The organism is Gordonia crocea (assembly GCF_009932435.1).
Lineage (GTDB): Bacteria > Actinomycetota > Actinomycetes > Mycobacteriales > Mycobacteriaceae > Gordonia > Gordonia crocea.
In genome coordinates, this window is record NZ_BJOU01000001.1 from 956,647 (window position 1) to 973,080 (window position 16,434).

At 69.6% G+C, this 16,434-nt stretch carries 17 protein-coding genes and 4 tRNA genes; 13 read left to right on the forward strand and 8 right to left on the reverse strand.

The genetic code is table 11. From position 1 onward, the window contains the following. Positions 1-12: 12 nt before the first annotated feature. On the reverse strand, positions 13-2,028 hold the full coding sequence (locus tag nbrcactino_RS04575) for an NAD(+) synthase (RefSeq protein WP_228460674.1): 2,016 nt from the start codon (positions 2,026-2,028) through the stop codon (positions 13-15). Between the two features lie 49 nt (positions 2,029-2,077). Here nbrcactino_RS04575 and nbrcactino_RS04580 point away from each other — a divergent pair, with 49 nt between their 5' ends. The 4 genes from nbrcactino_RS04580 to nbrcactino_RS04595 all read left to right on the forward strand — a co-directional run bounded on the left by nbrcactino_RS04580 (position 2,078) and on the right by nbrcactino_RS04595 (position 4,777). Further along, the gene (locus nbrcactino_RS04580; RefSeq protein ID WP_161926293.1) at positions 2,078-2,584 is read left to right on the forward strand and encodes a hypothetical protein; all 507 of its coding nucleotides are present in this window, start codon (positions 2,078-2,080) and stop codon (positions 2,582-2,584) included. A 130-nt stretch (positions 2,585-2,714) separates the two neighbouring features. Then, positions 2,715-3,320, forward strand: a complete 606-nt coding sequence (locus tag nbrcactino_RS04585) for a YcnI family copper-binding membrane protein (RefSeq protein WP_228460675.1) — start codon at positions 2,715-2,717, stop codon at positions 3,318-3,320. Then, complete coding sequence (locus nbrcactino_RS04590) at positions 3,313-3,855, forward strand: copper resistance CopC family protein (protein ID WP_161926295.1); 543 nt, start codon at positions 3,313-3,315, stop codon at positions 3,853-3,855. Before nbrcactino_RS04585 ends, nbrcactino_RS04590 begins: the two co-directional genes overlap by 8 nt. Continuing rightward, complete coding sequence (locus nbrcactino_RS04595; RefSeq protein WP_228460676.1) at positions 3,833-4,777, forward strand: CopD family protein; 945 nt, start codon at positions 3,833-3,835, stop codon at positions 4,775-4,777. Before nbrcactino_RS04590 ends, nbrcactino_RS04595 begins: the two co-directional genes overlap by 23 nt. Before the next feature lie 32 nt (positions 4,778-4,809). Here the strand turns inward: nbrcactino_RS04595 and nbrcactino_RS04600 are convergent, their stop codons facing one another. After that, on the reverse strand, positions 4,810-5,715 hold the full coding sequence (locus nbrcactino_RS04600) for an alpha/beta fold hydrolase (protein ID WP_161926296.1): 906 nt from the start codon (positions 5,713-5,715) through the stop codon (positions 4,810-4,812). Positions 5,716-5,836: 121 nt separating this feature from the next. On the opposite strand from nbrcactino_RS04600, the gene nbrcactino_RS04605 reads away from it, so the two are divergent. Together nbrcactino_RS04605 and nbrcactino_RS04610 are read left to right on the forward strand one after the other, a co-directional pair. After that, positions 5,837-5,909, forward strand: a tRNA-Lys gene (locus nbrcactino_RS04605). Between the two features lie 463 nt (positions 5,910-6,372). After that, a complete protein-coding gene (locus tag nbrcactino_RS04610; RefSeq protein ID WP_161926297.1) occupies positions 6,373-6,927 on the forward strand; it encodes a hypothetical protein in 555 nt (184 codons plus the stop codon). A gap of 16 nt (positions 6,928-6,943) precedes the next feature. Here the strand turns inward: nbrcactino_RS04610 and nbrcactino_RS04615 are convergent, their stop codons facing one another. Continuing rightward, entirely contained in the window at positions 6,944-8,098 is a 1,155-nt protein-coding gene (locus nbrcactino_RS04615) for a pyridoxal phosphate-dependent aminotransferase (protein ID WP_161926298.1), read from the reverse strand. Positions 8,099-8,182: 84 nt separating this feature from the next. Between nbrcactino_RS04615 and nbrcactino_RS04620 the strand changes: the two genes are divergently transcribed. From nbrcactino_RS04620 to nbrcactino_RS04635, 4 genes are all read left to right on the forward strand, one after another. Beyond that, a tRNA-Glu gene (locus nbrcactino_RS04620) sits at positions 8,183-8,255 on the forward strand. 27 nt (positions 8,256-8,282) lie between these two features. After that, a tRNA-Asp gene (locus nbrcactino_RS04625) sits at positions 8,283-8,356 on the forward strand. 31 nt (positions 8,357-8,387) lie between these two features. Beyond that, a tRNA-Phe gene (locus nbrcactino_RS04630) sits at positions 8,388-8,464 on the forward strand. A gap of 129 nt (positions 8,465-8,593) precedes the next feature. Further along, on the forward strand, positions 8,594-9,370 hold the full coding sequence (locus nbrcactino_RS04635; RefSeq protein ID WP_161926299.1) for a 3-oxoacyl-ACP reductase: 777 nt from the start codon (positions 8,594-8,596) through the stop codon (positions 9,368-9,370). On the opposite strand, the gene nbrcactino_RS04640 is transcribed toward nbrcactino_RS04635, so the two are convergent. The 3 genes from nbrcactino_RS04640 to nbrcactino_RS04650 form a co-directional block, all read right to left on the reverse strand. After that, positions 9,360-11,081 (reverse strand): DUF3556 domain-containing protein, encoded by a 1,722-nt coding sequence (locus nbrcactino_RS04640; protein ID WP_161926300.1) that lies wholly within the window; start codon positions 11,079-11,081, stop codon positions 9,360-9,362. The two genes, nbrcactino_RS04635 and nbrcactino_RS04640, sit on opposite strands and share 11 nt — an antisense overlap. Before the next feature lie 51 nt (positions 11,082-11,132). Further along, positions 11,133-12,665 carry an FMN-binding glutamate synthase family protein gene (locus nbrcactino_RS04645; RefSeq protein ID WP_161926301.1) on the reverse strand — a complete coding sequence of 511 codons (1,533 nt, stop codon included), beginning with the start codon at positions 12,663-12,665 and terminating at the stop codon, positions 11,133-11,135. 114 nt (positions 12,666-12,779) lie between these two features. Further along, the gene (locus nbrcactino_RS04650; RefSeq protein WP_161926302.1) at positions 12,780-12,926 is read right to left on the reverse strand and encodes a hypothetical protein; all 147 of its coding nucleotides are present in this window, start codon (positions 12,924-12,926) and stop codon (positions 12,780-12,782) included. Between the two features lie 8 nt (positions 12,927-12,934). Between nbrcactino_RS04650 and nbrcactino_RS04655 the strand changes: the two genes are divergently transcribed. Next, on the forward strand, positions 12,935-13,300 hold the full coding sequence (locus nbrcactino_RS04655) for an Rv2640c family ArsR-like transcriptional regulator (RefSeq protein WP_161926303.1): 366 nt from the start codon (positions 12,935-12,937) through the stop codon (positions 13,298-13,300). A gap of 73 nt (positions 13,301-13,373) precedes the next feature. On the opposite strand, the gene nbrcactino_RS04660 is transcribed toward nbrcactino_RS04655, so the two are convergent. Both nbrcactino_RS04660 and nbrcactino_RS04665 read right to left on the reverse strand, forming a co-directional pair. After that, positions 13,374-14,000: an MBL fold metallo-hydrolase gene (locus tag nbrcactino_RS04660; protein WP_161926304.1), complete on the reverse strand. Its 627-nt coding sequence runs from the start codon at positions 13,998-14,000 to the stop codon at positions 13,374-13,376. Then, positions 13,997-15,088 carry an S-(hydroxymethyl)mycothiol dehydrogenase gene (locus tag nbrcactino_RS04665; protein WP_161926305.1) on the reverse strand — a complete coding sequence of 364 codons (1,092 nt, stop codon included), beginning with the start codon at positions 15,086-15,088 and terminating at the stop codon, positions 13,997-13,999. The genes nbrcactino_RS04660 and nbrcactino_RS04665 overlap by 4 nt, the downstream gene beginning before the upstream one ends. 42 nt (positions 15,089-15,130) lie before the next feature. On the opposite strand from nbrcactino_RS04665, the gene nbrcactino_RS04670 reads away from it, so the two are divergent. Together nbrcactino_RS04670 and nbrcactino_RS04675 are read left to right on the forward strand one after the other, a co-directional pair. Further along, the gene (locus nbrcactino_RS04670; protein WP_161926306.1) at positions 15,131-15,733 is read left to right on the forward strand and encodes an NUDIX hydrolase; all 603 of its coding nucleotides are present in this window, start codon (positions 15,131-15,133) and stop codon (positions 15,731-15,733) included. A 108-nt stretch (positions 15,734-15,841) separates the two neighbouring features. Further along, on the forward strand, positions 15,842-16,390 hold the full coding sequence (locus nbrcactino_RS04675; protein ID WP_161926307.1) for a YceI family protein: 549 nt from the start codon (positions 15,842-15,844) through the stop codon (positions 16,388-16,390). Positions 16,391-16,434: the final 44 nt, after the last annotated feature.

Sequence of the window (16,434 nt, forward strand, 5' to 3'; positions counted from 1 at the left end):
TCGACGAGCCGATCAGTCCAGATCCTGCAGCCACGCCGCAATCGAGGCATCCGAGGGCGAGCGCCAGTCGCCGCGCGGGGACAGCGACCCGCCGGATCCGACCTTGGGTCCGTTGGGCATCGCCGACCGTTTGAACTGGTTGGCCATGAACCGTTTCAGGAAGACGGTCAGCCACTTGCTGATCGTTGCGTCGTCGTAGGACTCCGACCAGGCCTGGCGGGCGAGGAAGGCGATCTTGCGCGGCCGGTAGCCGTAACGGGTCAGGTAGTAGAGGAAGAAGTCGTGGAGCTCGTAGGGCCCGACGGTGTCCTCGGTGCTCTGGATGGCGCCATCCTCACCGGGGGGCACCAGTTCCGGGGAGATGACGTCGTCGACGACCTCGCGCAGAACGGCGGCGGTCTTCGCGTCGTAGTGGTTGCCGGTGATCATCCAGGTGATGAGGTGGCGGATCAGCGTCTTGGGGACCGAACCGTTGACGTTGTAGTGCGACATCTGGTCGCCGACGCCGTAGGTACACCAGCCCAGCGCCAGCTCGGACAGATCGCCGGTGCCCAACACCAGCGCGTTGTGCTCGTTGGCCAGCCGGAACAGCAACGACGTGCGCTGGCCGGCCTGCACGTTCTCGAAGGTCGTGTCGTAGACCTGTTCGCCGTCGGCAGCAGGGTGGTCGATGTCGGCGAGCATCTGCCGGCAGGCGGGCCGGATGTCGATCTCGGCGCCGGTGACCCCGAGTGACTCCATCAGCGTCAACGCCCGGCCCAGGGTGGCGTCGCCGGTGGCGAACCCCGGCATCGTGTAGGCGCGGATGTTGGTGCGCGGCAGGCCGAGGCGGTCGACGGCGTCGACGGCGACGAGCAGCGCCAGCGTGGAGTCCAGCCCCCCGGACACCCCGATGACGATGTTCTCGATCCCGCTCGACCGCAGGCGCTGGGTGAGGCCCTGCACCTGGATGTTGCCCACCTCGCGGCAGCGCGCGTCGAGGTCGGATCCGGGCACCGGGACGAACGGGAACCGGGGCACGGTGCGGCGCAGCGGGCCGCGGTCGTGGCGGGGGCCGACGGTGACCGGGATGCGGCGCAACCCGCGCAGGTGTTCGGCGTAGTCGCCGACCTGGTCGCGCAGGCTGATCATGCGGGCCCGTTCCTGGCGCAGCCGGTCCAGGTCGACGTCGGCGGTGATCGTCTGATCCTCGGTGGCGAAGGCGGTGGTGCGGGCCAGCAGTGTGCCGTTCTCGGTGATCAGGGCGTCGCCGTCCCAGGCGAGATCGGTGGTCGACTCGCCGAAGCCGGAGGCGACGTAGACGTGGGCGGCGACGTTGCGCGCCGACGTCGAGGTTGACAGCTCGCGGCGGTAGGCCTCTTTGCCGACGGTGACCGGGGAGCCGGACAGGTTCACCAGCACGGTCGCGCCGGCGAGTGCGGCCCACGTCGACGGCGGGATGGGCACCCACCCGTCCTCGCAGACCTCGACGTGCAGCACCAGGCCGGGTACGTCGCGCGCCTCGAACAGCAGGTCGGGGCCGAAGGGGACCTCCCGGCCCAGGACGGTCGCCTCCTCGACCGGGGCATCGCGGGCCGCGGCGAACAGCCGTTGCTCGTAGAACTCGCGGTAGTTGGGCAGGTAGGACTTGGGCACGACCCCGAGAATGTCGCCGTCGTGCAGGACCACCGCAGTGTTGTAGAGGCCGTCGCCGATGCGCAGCGGCACGCCGACGCAGACCAGGGCGCTGCGCCCGGTGGTGGCCGCGCGCACGGTGTCGAGGCCGGTGAGCGCGGCATCGAGCAGCGCGTCCTGCTGGACCAGGTCGTCGACGCTGTACCCGGTGAGGCCGAGTTCGGGGAAGGCGATCACGGCTGCGCCGTCGTCGGCGGCGGCGGTCAGCAGGTCGACGGTCCGCCGGGCGTTGGCCTGCGGGTCGGCCAGCGACACGACGGGCACGGCGGCGCTGACCCGGACGAAGCCGTGGTCGGCGGCCGAGTCTTGGGCCTTGGCGCTGGTTTTGGCCCTCGCGGTGCGTTTGGCGCTCACGCCACGAGCGTAGTCGGGGACCGGTGCACCCGTGTGGGATGCTTGGACCATGTCTGCTCCGCATCCCGGCCTGCCCGCCCTGCGGACCGGTGTCGCGGTGGCGGTGCCGGCGTTGGCGTTGACGGCGCACGCGACGGCGACCGGGATGATGCCGCAGGCGGCGGCGTTCGCCGCGTGTCTCGGACTCGGTGGGTTGCTGGCCCTCGTCGTCGGCGGCCCGTCGGGCGGGATTTCCATGCCGCGCACCCTGGCGGTGCTCACCGTCGGACAGGCGGCCGGCCACCTCGCCGCCGGGATCGGCGACGGGGCGTCCGGACACGCATACGACTCGGGCCCGATGCTGGCCTGGCACCTGGTGGCCGTCCCGGCCAGTGCGGTGCTGCTGGTGCTGGTCGCCCGGTGCTACGCCCTGGTCACCGCCGTGATCGCGGTGCTCACCTCGTTGCCGGCGGCGCCGATCGCCGCCGAACTCCACATCGGCGCCGTGGTGGCCCGACCGGCCACCGCGGTCGTCGGGGCCGGTGCCTCGCCGCGCGCACCACCGCTCTTCGGATAGTCCGCCATCCATCCCATCCGTCCGGCGACGGTGCCATCGGCACGACCGGGCGGGTGTACCCATTCGACTTTCCGGAGAACCAACAGCTATGCGAAACAACCCTTCCCGACTCACCCGAACCGTCCTCGCCGTGTCCGCAGCCGCCGGACTCGCCCTCGCCCCGATCCTGGGTGCCGCCACCGCGCAGGCCCACGTCGTCGCCCGTACCGCCGGCATGGAGGCGAACGGATTCGGTGTCGTCACCTTCATGGTGCCCAATGAATCCGACACCGCCGCCACGACGGAACTGCGGGTCACCTTCCCGGCGGTCAAACACCTGCTGCCCGAACACAAAGACGGCTGGGCCGCCCACGTCGCCAAGAACGCCGACGGCGCCGTCACCGAGATCCGCTGGACCGCCCAGCCGGGCACGCCCGGCATCCCGGTCGGCGAGTTCACCGAGTTCAACGTCGCGGGCGGACCGTTCACCGGCGACGTGGTGCTCCCGGCGGTTCAGCGCTACTCCGACGGGTCGTCGGTGGCGTGGGACCAGCGGGCCGGTGCCGACGGCCAGGAACCGGAGCACCCGGCGCCGACGATCACGGTGGCCGCGGCGCAGTCGGCAGCGACCTCGGACCACACCGCGCGCTGGCTGGGCAGCCTCGGCCTGCTCGCGGGAATCGCGGGCATCGGTATCGGCGGGGCGTCGGTGCGCAGCCGCCGAGAAGCACCCACGAAGGAGAAGACAGATGCGTAACAGGTTGAGCCCCAACCGGATAGCGGCCGCGCTCGCCGTCGTCGTCGCGTTGGCGGCGCCGGTCCTGGGTGCCGGTGCGGCATCGGCGCATTCCCGGGTCGTCTCGTCGGTGCCGGCCGACGGGGCAGCGGTGGCCGTCGCGCCGAAGACGGTGGAGATCACCTTCAACGAGCCGCTGCAGGGCGAGTATGCGACGGCCAGCGTCGTCGGACCGGATCAGCACTTCTGGCATTCCGGCGAGCCGACGGTGACGGGCCGGGTCCTGCGTGTCCCGCTGCGCCCACTCGGCCCGGTCGGGGTTTACAAGGTGAACTTCCGCGTCACCTCGGCCGACGGGCATCCGGTGACCGCGCAGCGTACCTTCCGGTTGACCGTGGCCGGCACCGGGACCCCCGGCGAGACGGTCGGCGAGTCGTCCGGCGGTTCGCCGGTGTGGCCCTTCCTGCTCATCGCTGTGGTGATCCTCTTTGCCGCCGGCGGGGTGGTCGCCTGGTTCACCCGGGGCGGTTCGGGTGGCAAAACCCGTCGACACTGACCCGCTCCGGCGGGTCGCGGCGCTGACCGCGGTGGTCTGCCTAGTCGTCGGTGCCGGCGTCGCCGTCGTCCTCGCGGGCGCGGCGGGGCCGGGCGCGGCGGTGTGGGTGCGCACCGCCGCCCTGGGGGCGTCGGTGCTGTTGGTCGGTCTGGGGACGCTTGAGTGGTTGGGTGCGTCGCCGTCGGTCCGCTTGATCGGCGGTGCCGCGGCAGTCTGGCTCGCGGCCGGGATCGCGACGGTGTGGCTCGACACCGCCGAGCGCACCGGGGCTTCGCCGTGGCGGGTCACCGTGGGCGACTTCGCCGACGCCTGGTCCGGCCGCCCCGCCGATGCCATCGCGGTGGCCTGCGCGGGAGCCGTCCTCGTGTGGGCGCTGGGGCGGCTCGGCGAGCGGATCGTTTCCCCGGTCCTCGCGGTCGCGGGGGCGGCCGCGGTGGGTCTGACCGCGGTGGCGATCAGTGGACACGCCACCGTGCACGCGCTGGGGCCGGTCGTCGTGGGAGCACACGCCCTCGCCGCGGCCTGGTGGTGCGGCGCCCTGGCCGCGCTCGCCGTCACGGTACGCGGTCGGGCCGGGTGGGCGACGGCGCTGCCGCGCTACTCCGATTTCGCGCTCTGGGCGGTGGTGGTCTTGGCGGTCACCGGTGTGGTCGCCGCGGTGGTGAACCTGGGGCTGGGAGACGGTGCCGGGGTATCGGTGTTGTGGGACACCGGATACGGCCGCGTTGTGCTCGCCAAAGCCGCGGCGCTGGTCGCGCTGATCGGTCTTGCCGCGGTGCACCGGCGGCGATGGGTGCCGCGGGCCCAGAGCCACCGCGCCCGGGCCGACGAGTCGTTGCGTCGCGCGGCCGTCGAGGTGGCGGTGATGGCCGTCGCGCTGGGGCTGGCGGCCGGGTTGGCCGCCACCGCACCCGGCGTCTGACCGCCGGGGTGGCCGCTATTCCTGGCCGTCCCCTATTCCTGGCCGTCCCAGGCGGCGTTCAACTCGGCGAGGATCGTCTGCGCGAATCCCAGTCCGCCCAGATGGGACTCGTCGGGCATCTCGAAGAGCTTGGCGTTGGGCAGCAGCGACACCATGTGCTCGCCGTGCGCGTAGGGGATGATGTGGTCCTTGTCGCCGTGCCACCAACGGACCGGCGTGGTGATGTCGGCGACCCGGAACCCCCAGTCGCGGGCGAAGACGATCGCGTCGGCGAAGGGCGCCTCCATCCGCCGCGACCCGCCGTGCAGCAGGTCGTCGAGGAACATGGCGCGAAACTCCGGCCGCGCCAACAGTTCTCGGTCGCCCTGGGGCGAGAGCCGTCCGTAGAGGTTGATGGCCGGCTCCGCGACCGGCCGGGCCACCGAGAGCAGCGAGCTGAGGACCTTGCCGATCGGGGCGCCGGCCACCTGCAGCAGCGGCGCGGTCAACTTGGCGAGTTCGACGGCGCCGCCGCCGATCGCCTCGGGGCCCACCGTCGGCGCGACGCCGCCCATGACACCGACGGCCTTGACGCGGTCGGGGGCCGCATACGCGGTGGCCAGGCTGTAGGGGCCGCCGCCGGACAGGCCGATGACGCCGAACTCCTCGATGTCGAGCGCATTGGCCAGCGAGAGCAGGTCGCCGGAGAATTCCAGGACGTTCGCGTAGCGGTAGGCGGTCGACGAGCCCACCCCGGGACGGTCCAGGCCGATAATGCACAACTCGTTCTCGACGGCGAGTTGCCGCGCCTCGGGCGGGATCTGGCGCCGCGCGCCGGGGGTGCCGTGCAGCCAGAAGAACGGTCGCGCGGTGAGTTTTCCGAACTGGGCGAATCCCAGCCGACGCCCGTCGCCGACGGCGACGGACCCTTCCAGTTTGGGGCGGTCAATCTCGAACACGGGTAGAGCATGGCACATGCGCAGCCGGGGACCCGGAATTTTCCCGACCTCCACTGCCGGGGGGCCGTCCGGTCGTTGGGTACACTACGAACCTGTTGCCGCCGGTCCTCCGGTGGTGCCCGCCCCTTTAGCTCAGTTGGTAGAGCTACGGACTTTTAATCCGCAGGTCCTCGGTTCGAGCCCGAGAGGGGGCACGCTGAACCGCCTGGCAACGGGCGGTTCTTTGCGTATCGGACCAGGTCAGGGCGGTCGGTGTGGCCTCCGTGCCACCCGGCGTGCGCAGGTGGTGTCGGTGGCACCAGCGCGACCACGTCGGGCAGCGGATTGTGGCGGGCACCGCTATTGCGTATCTGGACGGGTGCGCGCACCACACCCCCGGTCGCTTCGCCGAGAACTGGGCTGCTCATAGCTGAATCGTCCCTAGATACGCGGAACCGCTCCTGCCGAAAATCACCGTCCTGCGGTAACCAACCCGCGCATATCAGTCTGACCGCGCGTCGCCAACGACACGCTCACCAAGACCGTTCTCCGTGAAGTACGAGGCGCCCGCCCCGACGAATCAGGACGGGCGCCTCACCATGCCACTTGACAGGAGGGGCCTACATATCAGCTGGGAAAGTGGTCGTGCCCGGGGTGGGCGCGTACGCTCAACCGACTATGAAGCATCAGCCCCTTCTTTCCCTGTGGTCGGTCTTGGTCGTCGTCGTCGGCCTGGTGGCCTCGGCATTGGTCGTCACCGGCGCAGCCGGAGCGGCGTCGGCGGCCCCCGACGCCACCACCATCAGCCCGGGCAAATTCGCGACCCCCGGCGGGCACGGCAACTTCCGTTGGCGCTACTCGTCGTCGGCGAAGAACCTGTGCGGCATTTACCCGGCCGGGCGCTCCTACGTGGTGCGCTGCGCGGCGAAGATCCCTGCCGCAGACGGGTCGGGGGCGTCGAAGAAGTTCACCGCCATCGAGATCGGCAGCCGTGGCGTCAAGCGCACGACGTCCGACGGCGACGCCTACCCGGGCGCGAAGCGGCTCTACCCCCACCAGGCGATCTCGGTCGTCGGGATCACCTGCACCGCCGCCGAGGGGGCGAGCGTGACCTGCGAGACGAACAAGGGCGCGTTCTCCATCGTCGGTGGTGTCGCCCACGCCGGGAAGTCCACTGCGATCGCTCCGGGCGGCGGGCCCGGCTGTACGGGCAGTTCCTGCGACGAGCGGTAGCCGACGGATCGAGCCGTCAGGCGAGTCGCTGGAGGGCGGCCGCCGCCTGGTGTAGCGCCTCGTCGTGTTTGGCGAAGGCGAAGCGCACCAGGTGGCCCCACGACTGCTGGTCGTCGACGAAGGCGCTGACCGGCACCGCGGCCACGCCGATGCGTGCCGGCATCTCGCGGCACAGGGCGGCCGCGTCGTCGTACCCGATCGGCCGCGGGTCGGCGCACACGAAGTAGGTGGCCTCGCTGCGGTGAACGCGCAGGCCCGCGGTGGTCAGCGCCACGACGAGCAGGTCGCGCTTGTCCTGCAGCGCTGCCGCCGACGCGGCCACCCAGTTCATCTCGGTGCGCAGCGCATGCGCCACCGCCGGTTGGAACGGGCCGCTGCCGACGTAGGACATGAACTGCTTGGCCGCGCGGGCGCCCGCCACCAGATCGGCCGGTCCCGACACCCAACCGACCTTCCACCCGGTGCAGTTGAACGTCTTGGCGGCGCTGGAGATCCGCAGGGTGCGGTCCCGCATTCCGGGCAGGGCGGCGATGGAACGGTGCGGGCGGCCGTCGAACAGCAGGTGCTCGTAGACCTCGTCGGAGATGGCGATGGCGTCGTGGGCCAGGCACAGCTCGGCGATGGCGGCCAGCTCCTCGTCGGTGAAGACCGTCCCGGTGGGGTTGTGTGGCGAATTGACGACCACGGCGGCCGTCTTCGGGCCGAAGGCGGCGGCGAGGGCGTCGAGGTCGATCCGGAAACCGTCGCCCTCGGCGACCATCGGCACGGTCCGCCGGTGCGCGCCCGCCATCGCCACGCTGGCGGCGTAGGCGTCGTAGTACGGCTCGATGAGCACCACCTCGTCGTCCGGTTCGACGAGCCCGACGACGGCGCCGGCGATGGCCTCGGTGGCGCCGACGGTGACCAGGATCTCGGTGGCCGGGTCGTAGTCGAGCCCGTAGTGGTCGGCCTGGTGCGCGGCGACCGCCTCGCGCAGCTCCGGGACACCGAGGCCGGGCGGGTACTGGTTGCGGCCCTGCGCGATCGCGTGCTGGGCCGCGGACAACATCGAGGGCGGTCCGTCGGCGTCGGGGAAGCCTTGCCCGAGATTGATCGCATCGTGCCTGGTCGCGAGGGCTGACATCTCGGCGAAGATGGTCTCCCCGAAGGGGCGCAGGCGTGCCACTGTCATGCCTCTACGGTGGCACAGACCTGCCGATTTGTGTTTGTCGGATCGTCTGACATAAGCTGATCCGGCTCCCCACGGAGAACACCGGCCCCCTTCGTCTAGCGGCCTAGGACGCCGCCCTTTCAAGGCGGTAGCGCGGGTTCGAATCCCGTAGGGGGTACGCATGAAGTGTGAGCTTCAAGCACAAGGCCCTGTGGCGCAGTTGGTTAGCGCGCCGCCCTGTCACGGCGGAGGTCGCGGGTTCAAGTCCCGTCAGGGTCGCTTTAGGTTTCGGTATCAACCGGCACCGTCTGGCCAGGTAGCTCAGTTGGTACGAGCGTCCGCCTGAAAAGCGGAAGGTCGCCGGTTCGATCCCGGCCCTGGCCACCATCATGGAAGACCCGCCAGTCGGCGGGTCTTCATTCTTCTTTCGGGCTCACCCACCCTTCGAGCGCTTGTGCGAGAACCGATCCGGTGGTGGGATGGGGCGGCCCCTGTCGCAACCCGAAAGGCCCCACCATGACTCGACCCGCACTTCCCCTCGACGAGCAGATCGTCGTCGTCACCGGTGGCGCACGCGGCCTGGGCGCGGCGATCTCGCGCGCCTTCGCCGGGCAGGGGGCGCGTGTCGTCGTCGACTTCCACTCGTCGCAGGAGGCTGCCGAGGCGCTGGCCGCCGAGTACGACGACCGGGTGATCGCCCTACAGGCCGACGTCCGCGATCGGGCCGCCGTGGAGGCGCTCGTCGCCACCGCGGCCTCTCATTTCGGGTCTCCGGTGACGACCGTCGTCAACAACGCGCTGGTCGACTTCGCCTTCAACGGCGACGCCCGGGCCAAGGCCGACGAGATCGGTTATGGCGACTTCGCCGCGCAGTTCGAGGGTTCGATCGAGGGGCCGCTGAACCTCATCCAGGCCGCGCGCGCCGGGATGGCCGAGGCCGGGTTCGGGCGGATCATCAACGTCGGCACCAACCTCTTCCAGCACCCGGTGGTCCCGTACCACGACTACACCGCGGCGAAGGCCGCCCTGCTGTCGCTGACGCGGACCTTTGCCGACGACCTGGGTCCATCGGGCATCACCGTCAACATGGTGTCCGGCGGCCTGCTGCGCACCACCGACGCCTCGGCGGCGACACCCGAAGCGGTCTTCGACGCCATCGGCGCGGCCACCCCGCTGCGCGCGGTCACGACGCCCGAACAGCTCGCCGACGCGACGCTGTTCTTCGCCTCGCCGTGGGCCCGCGGTGTGACGGGTCAGAACCTCATCGTCGACGGCGGTCTGGTCAAGGGCTGACCTGGACCGGGATGTCGTCGTCCCACGGCTGGGCCGACACCATGTCCGCGACCCGGACGTAGCCGTGCTCGAACTCGCCGGTCGCGGCGTCGACGAGTCGGTAGCGCTGGGTCTGTGTCTGGATCGGTTGGCCGTCGATCAGCACCACCCGGACCTCGCCGGGTTCGAATCCGCATCGTTGCTGTAGTGCGGCGATGAGCTGTTCGTTGCACATGTGGCCGTCGCCGAAGTTCCACCCGATGGCCGTGTTGGTGATGCGCTCGCCATCCGTGAGGACGAAGTCCGCTTCGTCCTGGCCGGCCATCGCGCGGTGGGCGAGGGTGAACATCGCCCGGCCGTGGGTGTTGAACGAACGGAACGCATAACCCATGTATAGGTACAGCGCCGCAGTCTCGGGGCTCCCGTAGTAGCGCTCCATCTGGGCCGCCGGCATCGCGGCGATGGCGACGACGTTCTCGTCGATCTTCGCCGACGCCGAGGGTTTGAGGCACCACAGCGAGGTGTCCCAATTACCCGCGTAGTAGCGCATCCCGGGCAGGAAGGAGACCTTGCGCGGGGCGACGTTGCCGATGACGACGACGCTGGCCAAGACCGCGAACAGCACCAGCGGCCAGGCGCTGGTCAACTCACCCAGCCCGATGTCGGCGTGGCCGACGAACAGGACCAACACCCCGACAATCATGAAGACGTTCCACTCCAGTGGGACGCCCATCGGGATCGACGCCAGGATGCCGAGGTGGAACGCCACCATGATGGTCGCGGCCACGGCGGTGGGCCACCCGCCGCCGCTGACGAACAGGACGATCGGCACGCACAGCTCGATGGCCGTCGCGACGTGGGCGACCAGGCGCGACATCCGGCTCGGTCGCAGGTCGTCGGGGAAGTGGGCGAAGAATTTGCGCTTGAGCCACTTCGGGCGCAGCACCGGGTTGTTCGACATCATCGTCGAGATCACGAAGGGGAAGTGCCGGTTGAGCTTCGACACCGCGGCGCCGATCCAGATCATCAGGAAGACGAGCTTGCCGGCGATGACGATGTCTGCGCCGGACAACAGGAAGGCGATGGCCAGCGAGCCGTATACCTCGCCGCGGGCGCCGAGGAAGATCGACTTGTCGCGCAGCCCGCAGACGGCGAGCAGCCCGACGACCGCACCCACCTGCCAGACGGGCAACACCCCGACGGTGCTGTCGAGGGCGGGGATCGGCCCGGTGCCGCCGGTGCAGAGTGCCACGACGAGTATCCCCAGCAGCGCCGCGTACAGCGCGACGTCCACGACGGTGCGGGTGGTGCCGCGCGTACCCGGTACCCGACCGGGCCACGGTGGCAGCCGGATGGTGCCCGGCCGCAGCCAGTAGAGGATCGATCCCATCGGCGGGAAGAACCGGTTGTTGAGCGGCCCGAAACCGCAGCCGAGGCCGATCACCTCGAACAGCATCGTGAACAGCACGATCTTCTCGAAGACGATCGGCTCGGTCCACCACTGGTCGATCTCGCCGAGCCCGCCGATCCCCGGCGTGGCGAGCACGATCAGCAATGCGACGGCGGCATAGGCGAGAATCTTCAGCGCGTAGAACAGGTGCAGGACGACCGGGGTGCCGAAACCGACCTCGGCCCAGTGTCGGGCCATGGGCACGATCTTCTCGGCCCGGGTGCCTTTACTCCACGCTGCGAAGTCGTCGACCGTCGGTGCGTCTTGCTTCAGGAAGCCCATGTCCGGACGCTAACACGCTCGACTAGAACGTGTTCTAGATTCTCTCGGGTGTCAACAGGGACCGTTCATGATGCTGGTGATCTCGGCGGCGTCGAACTCATTGGGGAGGCCCCACTTCGCTTCGTAGCCGTACACCTGGCGCAGCGACGTGGCCGACTCGTGGCCGTTGAGGATGTCGAGGTCCTCGGTGGTGATCAACCCCGGATGTGCGACGCCGCATGCCTCGGACACCTTCAGCAGATCGCGGCGCAGGGTGCGGAGGTAGTTCGCCGCGCGGTCCGCCTTGCTCAGCGGGTCGAGCCCGTGCGCCAGCCACTTGTCCTGGGTGGCGATTCCGGTGGGGCACTTGTCGGTGTGGCACTTCTGGGCCTGGACGCAGCCGATCGACATCATGACTTCGCGGGCCACGTTGACCATGTCGCAGCCGAGCGCGAAGGCGACGACGGCGTTGTCGGGCAGGCCGAGTTTGCCCGATCCGATGAACACGACGTGGTCGGCGATGCCGGCCCGGGCGAACTGCTCGTACACGCGGGCGAAGCCGAGGCGGAACGGCAGGGAGACCGACTCGCTGAAGATCAGCGGTGCGGCGCCGGTTCCGCCCTCGCCGCCGTCGACGGTGACGAAGTCGACGCCGCGATCGGTGGTGTCCATCAGTTCAACGAGTTCGGTCCAGAAGTCGAGGTTGCCGACGGCGGACTTGATGCCCACCGGGACGCCGGTTTCGGCGGCCAGCAGCTCGACCCAGTCCAACAGCGAGTCGGTGCTGTCGAACTCGGTGTGGCGCGACGGGCTGGCGCAGTCCCGGCCGGCTTCGATTCCGCGGATGCGGGCGATTTCCTCGGTGACCTTCGCGCCCGGCAGCAGTCCGCCCAACCCTGGCTTGGCGCCCTGGCTCAACTTGATCTCGATCGCCTTCACCGGCCCGGAGGCCACGACGTCCTTGAGTCTGGCCAACTCGAAACGGCCCTGTGCGTCGCGGCAGCCGAAGTATGAGGTGCCGATCTGCAGGACCAGGTCGGCACCGTGGCGGTGGTGCTCGGAGATGCCGCCCTCGCCGGTGTTGTGCATCGCGCCCGCCATCGCCGCGCCCCGGTTGATGGCCTCGATCGCCGCCGCCGACAGCGATCCGAAACTCATCGCCGAGACGTTCACGACCGAGGTCGGTCGGAACGCGCCGGGCCGGCCCCGATGCCCGCCGAGCATCTTGGCGGCCGGCACGGTGTCACCCTTGCTCCCGCGGTTGACCTGGGTCGCCGGCGCAATGTCGGAGAAGGTTCGGTGCTTGATGATCGGATAGCCCTGGGTGAACTCGGTGTCGTTGTCCGCGCCGAAGCCGAAATAGTTGTTCTGCAGTTTGGACGACGCGTAGATCCACCGCCGCTGGTTGCGGCTGAACGGACGCTCCTCGTCATTGCCGCTCACGATGTATTGGCGCAGCTCCGGGCCGATCGCCTCCAAGGCGTAGCGGGCATGGCCGACGACGGGGAAGTTCCGCAGCACCGCGTGGCGCTTCTGGATCAGGTCGTAGGCGGCCAACCCGGCGACGGGCAGGAAGGGGAGGGCGCGTTTCCAGTTCGGCGACATTGCCGGGAACCTCTCAACAGGGACGGGGCTGGTTTCCCAGTCTGCGCCGCTCAGCCGAGCGCGGCGTTGCGCGGCGATGAACGCCGGTTGAGGGTTCGGTGACGGATTCGCGGGTCAGCAGCAGGCGCAGCCGCACTGGCCGGCCGACGCCTCCCGGGCCTGCTCGGCGGCGGCCGTCTCCTCGGCGGGGGTGCAACAGGTGACCGTGGTCGCCTGCTCGCCGTCGTCGACGACGTTGATGGTGAGTTCGATGCGGGACATGGTTACATATGCCCAAGACGCTGCCGATCATCGACATGAACGCGCCGGTGTGTTGTTCGCCGGTCGCGGCGCAGCCGCTCGACGATGTGGCCGCGCTCGAGGTCGCCCTGCGGCTCAAAGCGCTGGCCGACCCGATGCGCGTCCGACTGCTGTCGCTGATCCTCACGTGCGAGAACGACCAGCACCCGACGACGGGCGCGCTCGCGGCCATCGTCGGCCTCGCCGAGTCGACGGTCAGCCACCATCTCGGGCAACTCCGCACCGCCGGGCTTATCGCCTCGGATCGACGGGGCATGACCGTGCACCACATCGCCCGCCGCGACGCCCTGGCGGCGCTTCGCGATGTGCTCGACCCGCATTGCTGCGAATGCTGACAGAAGCGGCCAAAAACCAGGGGGTCGAGGGCTAATAGCCCTCGACCCCCTCGGATTCGGCCGTTTCTGTCAGTCAGTGGCCCCGGTCGAGCCATTCCTGGCGGTGGGGGGCCTCGTCGCCGATCGTGGTCGAGTCGCCGTGGCCGGTGTGCACCACGGTCTCCGGCGGCAGCGACAGGAGGTTCTCGGTGATCGAGTCGATAATGTCGTCAAAGCTGGAGAAGCTGCGTCCGGTCGCGCCCGGCCCGCCGTGGAACAGGGTGTCGCCGGAGAACAACACGCCCAGCCCGGGTGCGTAGAGGACCGACGACCCGGGCGAGTGGCCAGGGGTGTTGATCACGCGCAGCACCGTCCCGCCGACCTCGATCTCCTGCCCGTCGGCGAGGTCCTCGTGCGCAACGTCGGGGTGGGTCTGCTCCCACAGCATGTCGTCGCCGGGGTGCAGCAGAATCGGTGCGCCGGTGGCGGCGGACAGTTCGGGGGCGACGGTGACGTGGTCGTTGTGGCCGTGGGTCAACACGATCGCCTTGACCGTCCGCCCGCCCACCGCCTCGAGGATCGGTGCCGCGGTGTGGGCGGCGTCGATGATGACGCACTCCGCGTCGTCGCCGACGATCCAGATGTTGTTGTCGACGTCCCAGGTGCCGCCGTCGAGGCTGAAGGTGCCCGACGTGACGACGCGGTCGACCCGCGCGGTCATGACAGCACCACCACCGAGCGCAGGACCTTGCCGGCCTCCATGGCCGAGAACGCGGCTTCCACGTCCTCGATGCCGACCCGCTCGGTGACGAACTTGTCCAGCGGCAGGCGGCCCTGCTCGTAGAGGTCGATCAACATCGGGAAGTCGCGTTCGGGCAGGCAGTCGCCGTACCACGAGGACTTCAGTGCGCCGCCGCGGGAGAAGAAGTCCACCAGCGGCATCTCCAGCTGCATCTCCGGCGTCGGCACGCCGACCAGGACGACGACGCCGGCGAGGTCGCGGGCGTAGAAGGCTTGGCGGTAGGTCTCCGGGCGTCCGACCGCGTCGATGACGACGTCGGCGCCGTTGCCGTCGGTCAGGTCCTGCACGGCGGTCACCACGTCGTCGACGGTCGAGCCGTCGATGGTGTGGGTGGCGCCGAGTTCCCGGGCCCACTCCAGCTTGGCGGCGTCGCGGTCGATGGCGATGATCGTCGTCGCGCCGGCCAGTTTCGCCCCGGCGACCGCGGCGTCGCCGACGCCGCCGCAGCCGATGACGGCCACCGAGTCGCCGCGCCCGACGCCGCCGGTGTTCATCGCCGCGCCCAGGCCGGCCATCACCCCGCAGCCGAGGAGTCCGGCGACCGCCGGATCGGTCTCCGGGTTCACCTTGGTGCACTGCAGTTCGTGGACCAGGGTCTTCTCGGCGAAGGCGCCGATCCCCAGCGCAGGGGTAAGTTCGGTCCCGTCGGTCAGCGTCATCGGCGCCGAGGCGTTGAACGTGTCGAAGCAGTACCAGGGGCACCCGCGCTTACAGGCGCGGCACTCGCCGCACACGGCGCGCCAGTTGAGGATGACAAAATCGCCGACCTCGACGTGGCTGACGTCGGAGCCGACCGACTCGACGACGCCGGCGGCCTCGTGGCCGAGGAGGAACGGGTACTCGTCGTTGATCCCGCCTTCGCGGTAGGCCAGGTCGGTGTGGCAGACGCCGCACGCCTGGACCGTGACGACGACGTCACGCGGTCCGGGATCGGGGATGACGACGTCGACGACCTCCGTCGGAGCTTTCTTGGAGCGGGCGATGACACCTTTGACTGTTTGCGACATGCCTCCACACTAGACACCTGTCCAGGTGCTAGACCTGGGTACGTGGATGTTTCGCGCGAGATAGCCCGCGACCGACTCGCCAACTGGTCGCGTCGCCCGGTCGAGAACCCGGGCGACCTGCGGGAATCGGCGGTGGCCCTGACCGTCGTCGCGCGTGGGGGAACCCACGGGATTTGGATCCTGCGACGGCCGGCGACGATGCGCAACCATCCGAACCAGTTCGCCCTGCCGGGCGGGCGCCTGGATGCGGGGGAGACGGCCGTGGAGGCCGCGCTGCGGGAGCTGCACGAGGAGACCGGGATTGTTGCCGCGCAGTCCGACGTGCTCGGGATCCTCGACGACTATCGGACGCGGTCGGGCTACATCATCACGCCGGTGGTCTGCTGGATCGACGACGATCCGCCGCTGGTGCCGAACCCGGCCGAGGTCGCGCAGAGTTTCTTCGTCCCGTTCGACGACCTGGTGCGCACGCCGCGGTTCCTGACGATTCCGCAGTCCCCGCGCCCGGTGATCCAGATGCCGATGGTCGACCGGACCATCCACGCCCCGACTGCGGCGCTGATCTACCAATTCGCCGAGGTGGTGTTGCGGGACCGCCCGACCCGGGTCCACCAGTTGGAACAACCGCTGTTTGCGTGGCGGTAGCACCGGCGGGGACCCGGGCTGAAAAAAATCTGGAACTTCGGGAATTAACCGGACCGTGGTCCGGTTATGCTAGGTGGACACCCCGAAACCACTAACCAAGGAGTTCCCATGGCTACCGCAGTCGCAGCCCCCATCCAAGCCGGCACCTGGGTCATCGACCCCGTCCACTCGACCGTCGGCTTCGCCGTCAAGCACCTCATGGTCAGCAAGGTGCGCGGCAAGTTCGAGACCTTCTCCGGCGCCATCACCGTCGCCGAGGACGGCACCCCGTCGGTGAGCGCCGAGATCGCCACCGATTCGATCACCACCGGCAACGACCAGCGCGACGGCCACGTCCGCAGCGCCGACTTCTTCGACGTCGAGAAGTACCCGACCGCGACCTTCGTGAGCACCGGCGTGCGCCCCGATGGCGACGACTACGTGCTGACCGGTGACTTCACCCTCAAGGGCGTGACCAAGTCGATCGAGCTCGAACTCGAGTTCAATGGCGTCAACGCCGGCATGGGCAACGGTCCGGTGGCCGGCTTCGAGGCCAAGACCGTGATCAACCGCAAGGACTTCGGCGTCGACCTGGAGATGCCGCTCGAGGGCGGCGGCGTGGTCGTCGGCGACAAGATCACCATCACCCTCGAGATCGAGGCCGGCCTGCAGGCCTGATCGACTCCTAGGGCAACCGGCCACGCGTCGACTACTGTCAGAAT

Excerpts from the sequence above, each read along its gene's own strand:
- nbrcactino_RS04580 (WP_161926293.1), top strand. The coding sequence starts at position 2,078 with ATGTCTGCTCCGCATCCCGGCCTGCCCGCCCTGCGGACCGGTGTCGCG.
- nbrcactino_RS04590 (WP_161926295.1), top strand. The coding sequence starts at position 3,313 with ATGCGTAACAGGTTGAGCCCCAACCGGATAGCGGCCGCGCTCGCCGTC.
- nbrcactino_RS04610 (WP_161926297.1), top strand. The coding sequence starts at position 6,373 with ATGAAGCATCAGCCCCTTCTTTCCCTGTGGTCGGTCTTGGTCGTCGTC.
- nbrcactino_RS04615 (WP_161926298.1), bottom strand. The coding sequence starts at position 8,098 with ATGACAGTGGCACGCCTGCGCCCCTTCGGGGAGACCATCTTCGCCGAG.
- nbrcactino_RS04635 (WP_161926299.1), top strand. The coding sequence starts at position 8,594 with ATGACTCGACCCGCACTTCCCCTCGACGAGCAGATCGTCGTCGTCACC.
- nbrcactino_RS04640 (WP_161926300.1), bottom strand. The coding sequence starts at position 11,081 with ATGGGCTTCCTGAAGCAAGACGCACCGACGGTCGACGACTTCGCAGCG.
- nbrcactino_RS04645 (WP_161926301.1), bottom strand. The coding sequence starts at position 12,665 with ATGTCGCCGAACTGGAAACGCGCCCTCCCCTTCCTGCCCGTCGCCGGG.
- nbrcactino_RS04650 (WP_161926302.1), bottom strand. The coding sequence starts at position 12,926 with ATGTCCCGCATCGAACTCACCATCAACGTCGTCGACGACGGCGAGCAG.
- nbrcactino_RS04655 (WP_161926303.1), top strand. The coding sequence starts at position 12,935 with ATGCCCAAGACGCTGCCGATCATCGACATGAACGCGCCGGTGTGTTGT.
- nbrcactino_RS04660 (WP_161926304.1), bottom strand. The coding sequence starts at position 14,000 with ATGACCGCGCGGGTCGACCGCGTCGTCACGTCGGGCACCTTCAGCCTC.
- nbrcactino_RS04665 (WP_161926305.1), bottom strand. The coding sequence starts at position 15,088 with ATGTCGCAAACAGTCAAAGGTGTCATCGCCCGCTCCAAGAAAGCTCCG.
- nbrcactino_RS04675 (WP_161926307.1), top strand. The coding sequence starts at position 15,842 with ATGGCTACCGCAGTCGCAGCCCCCATCCAAGCCGGCACCTGGGTCATC.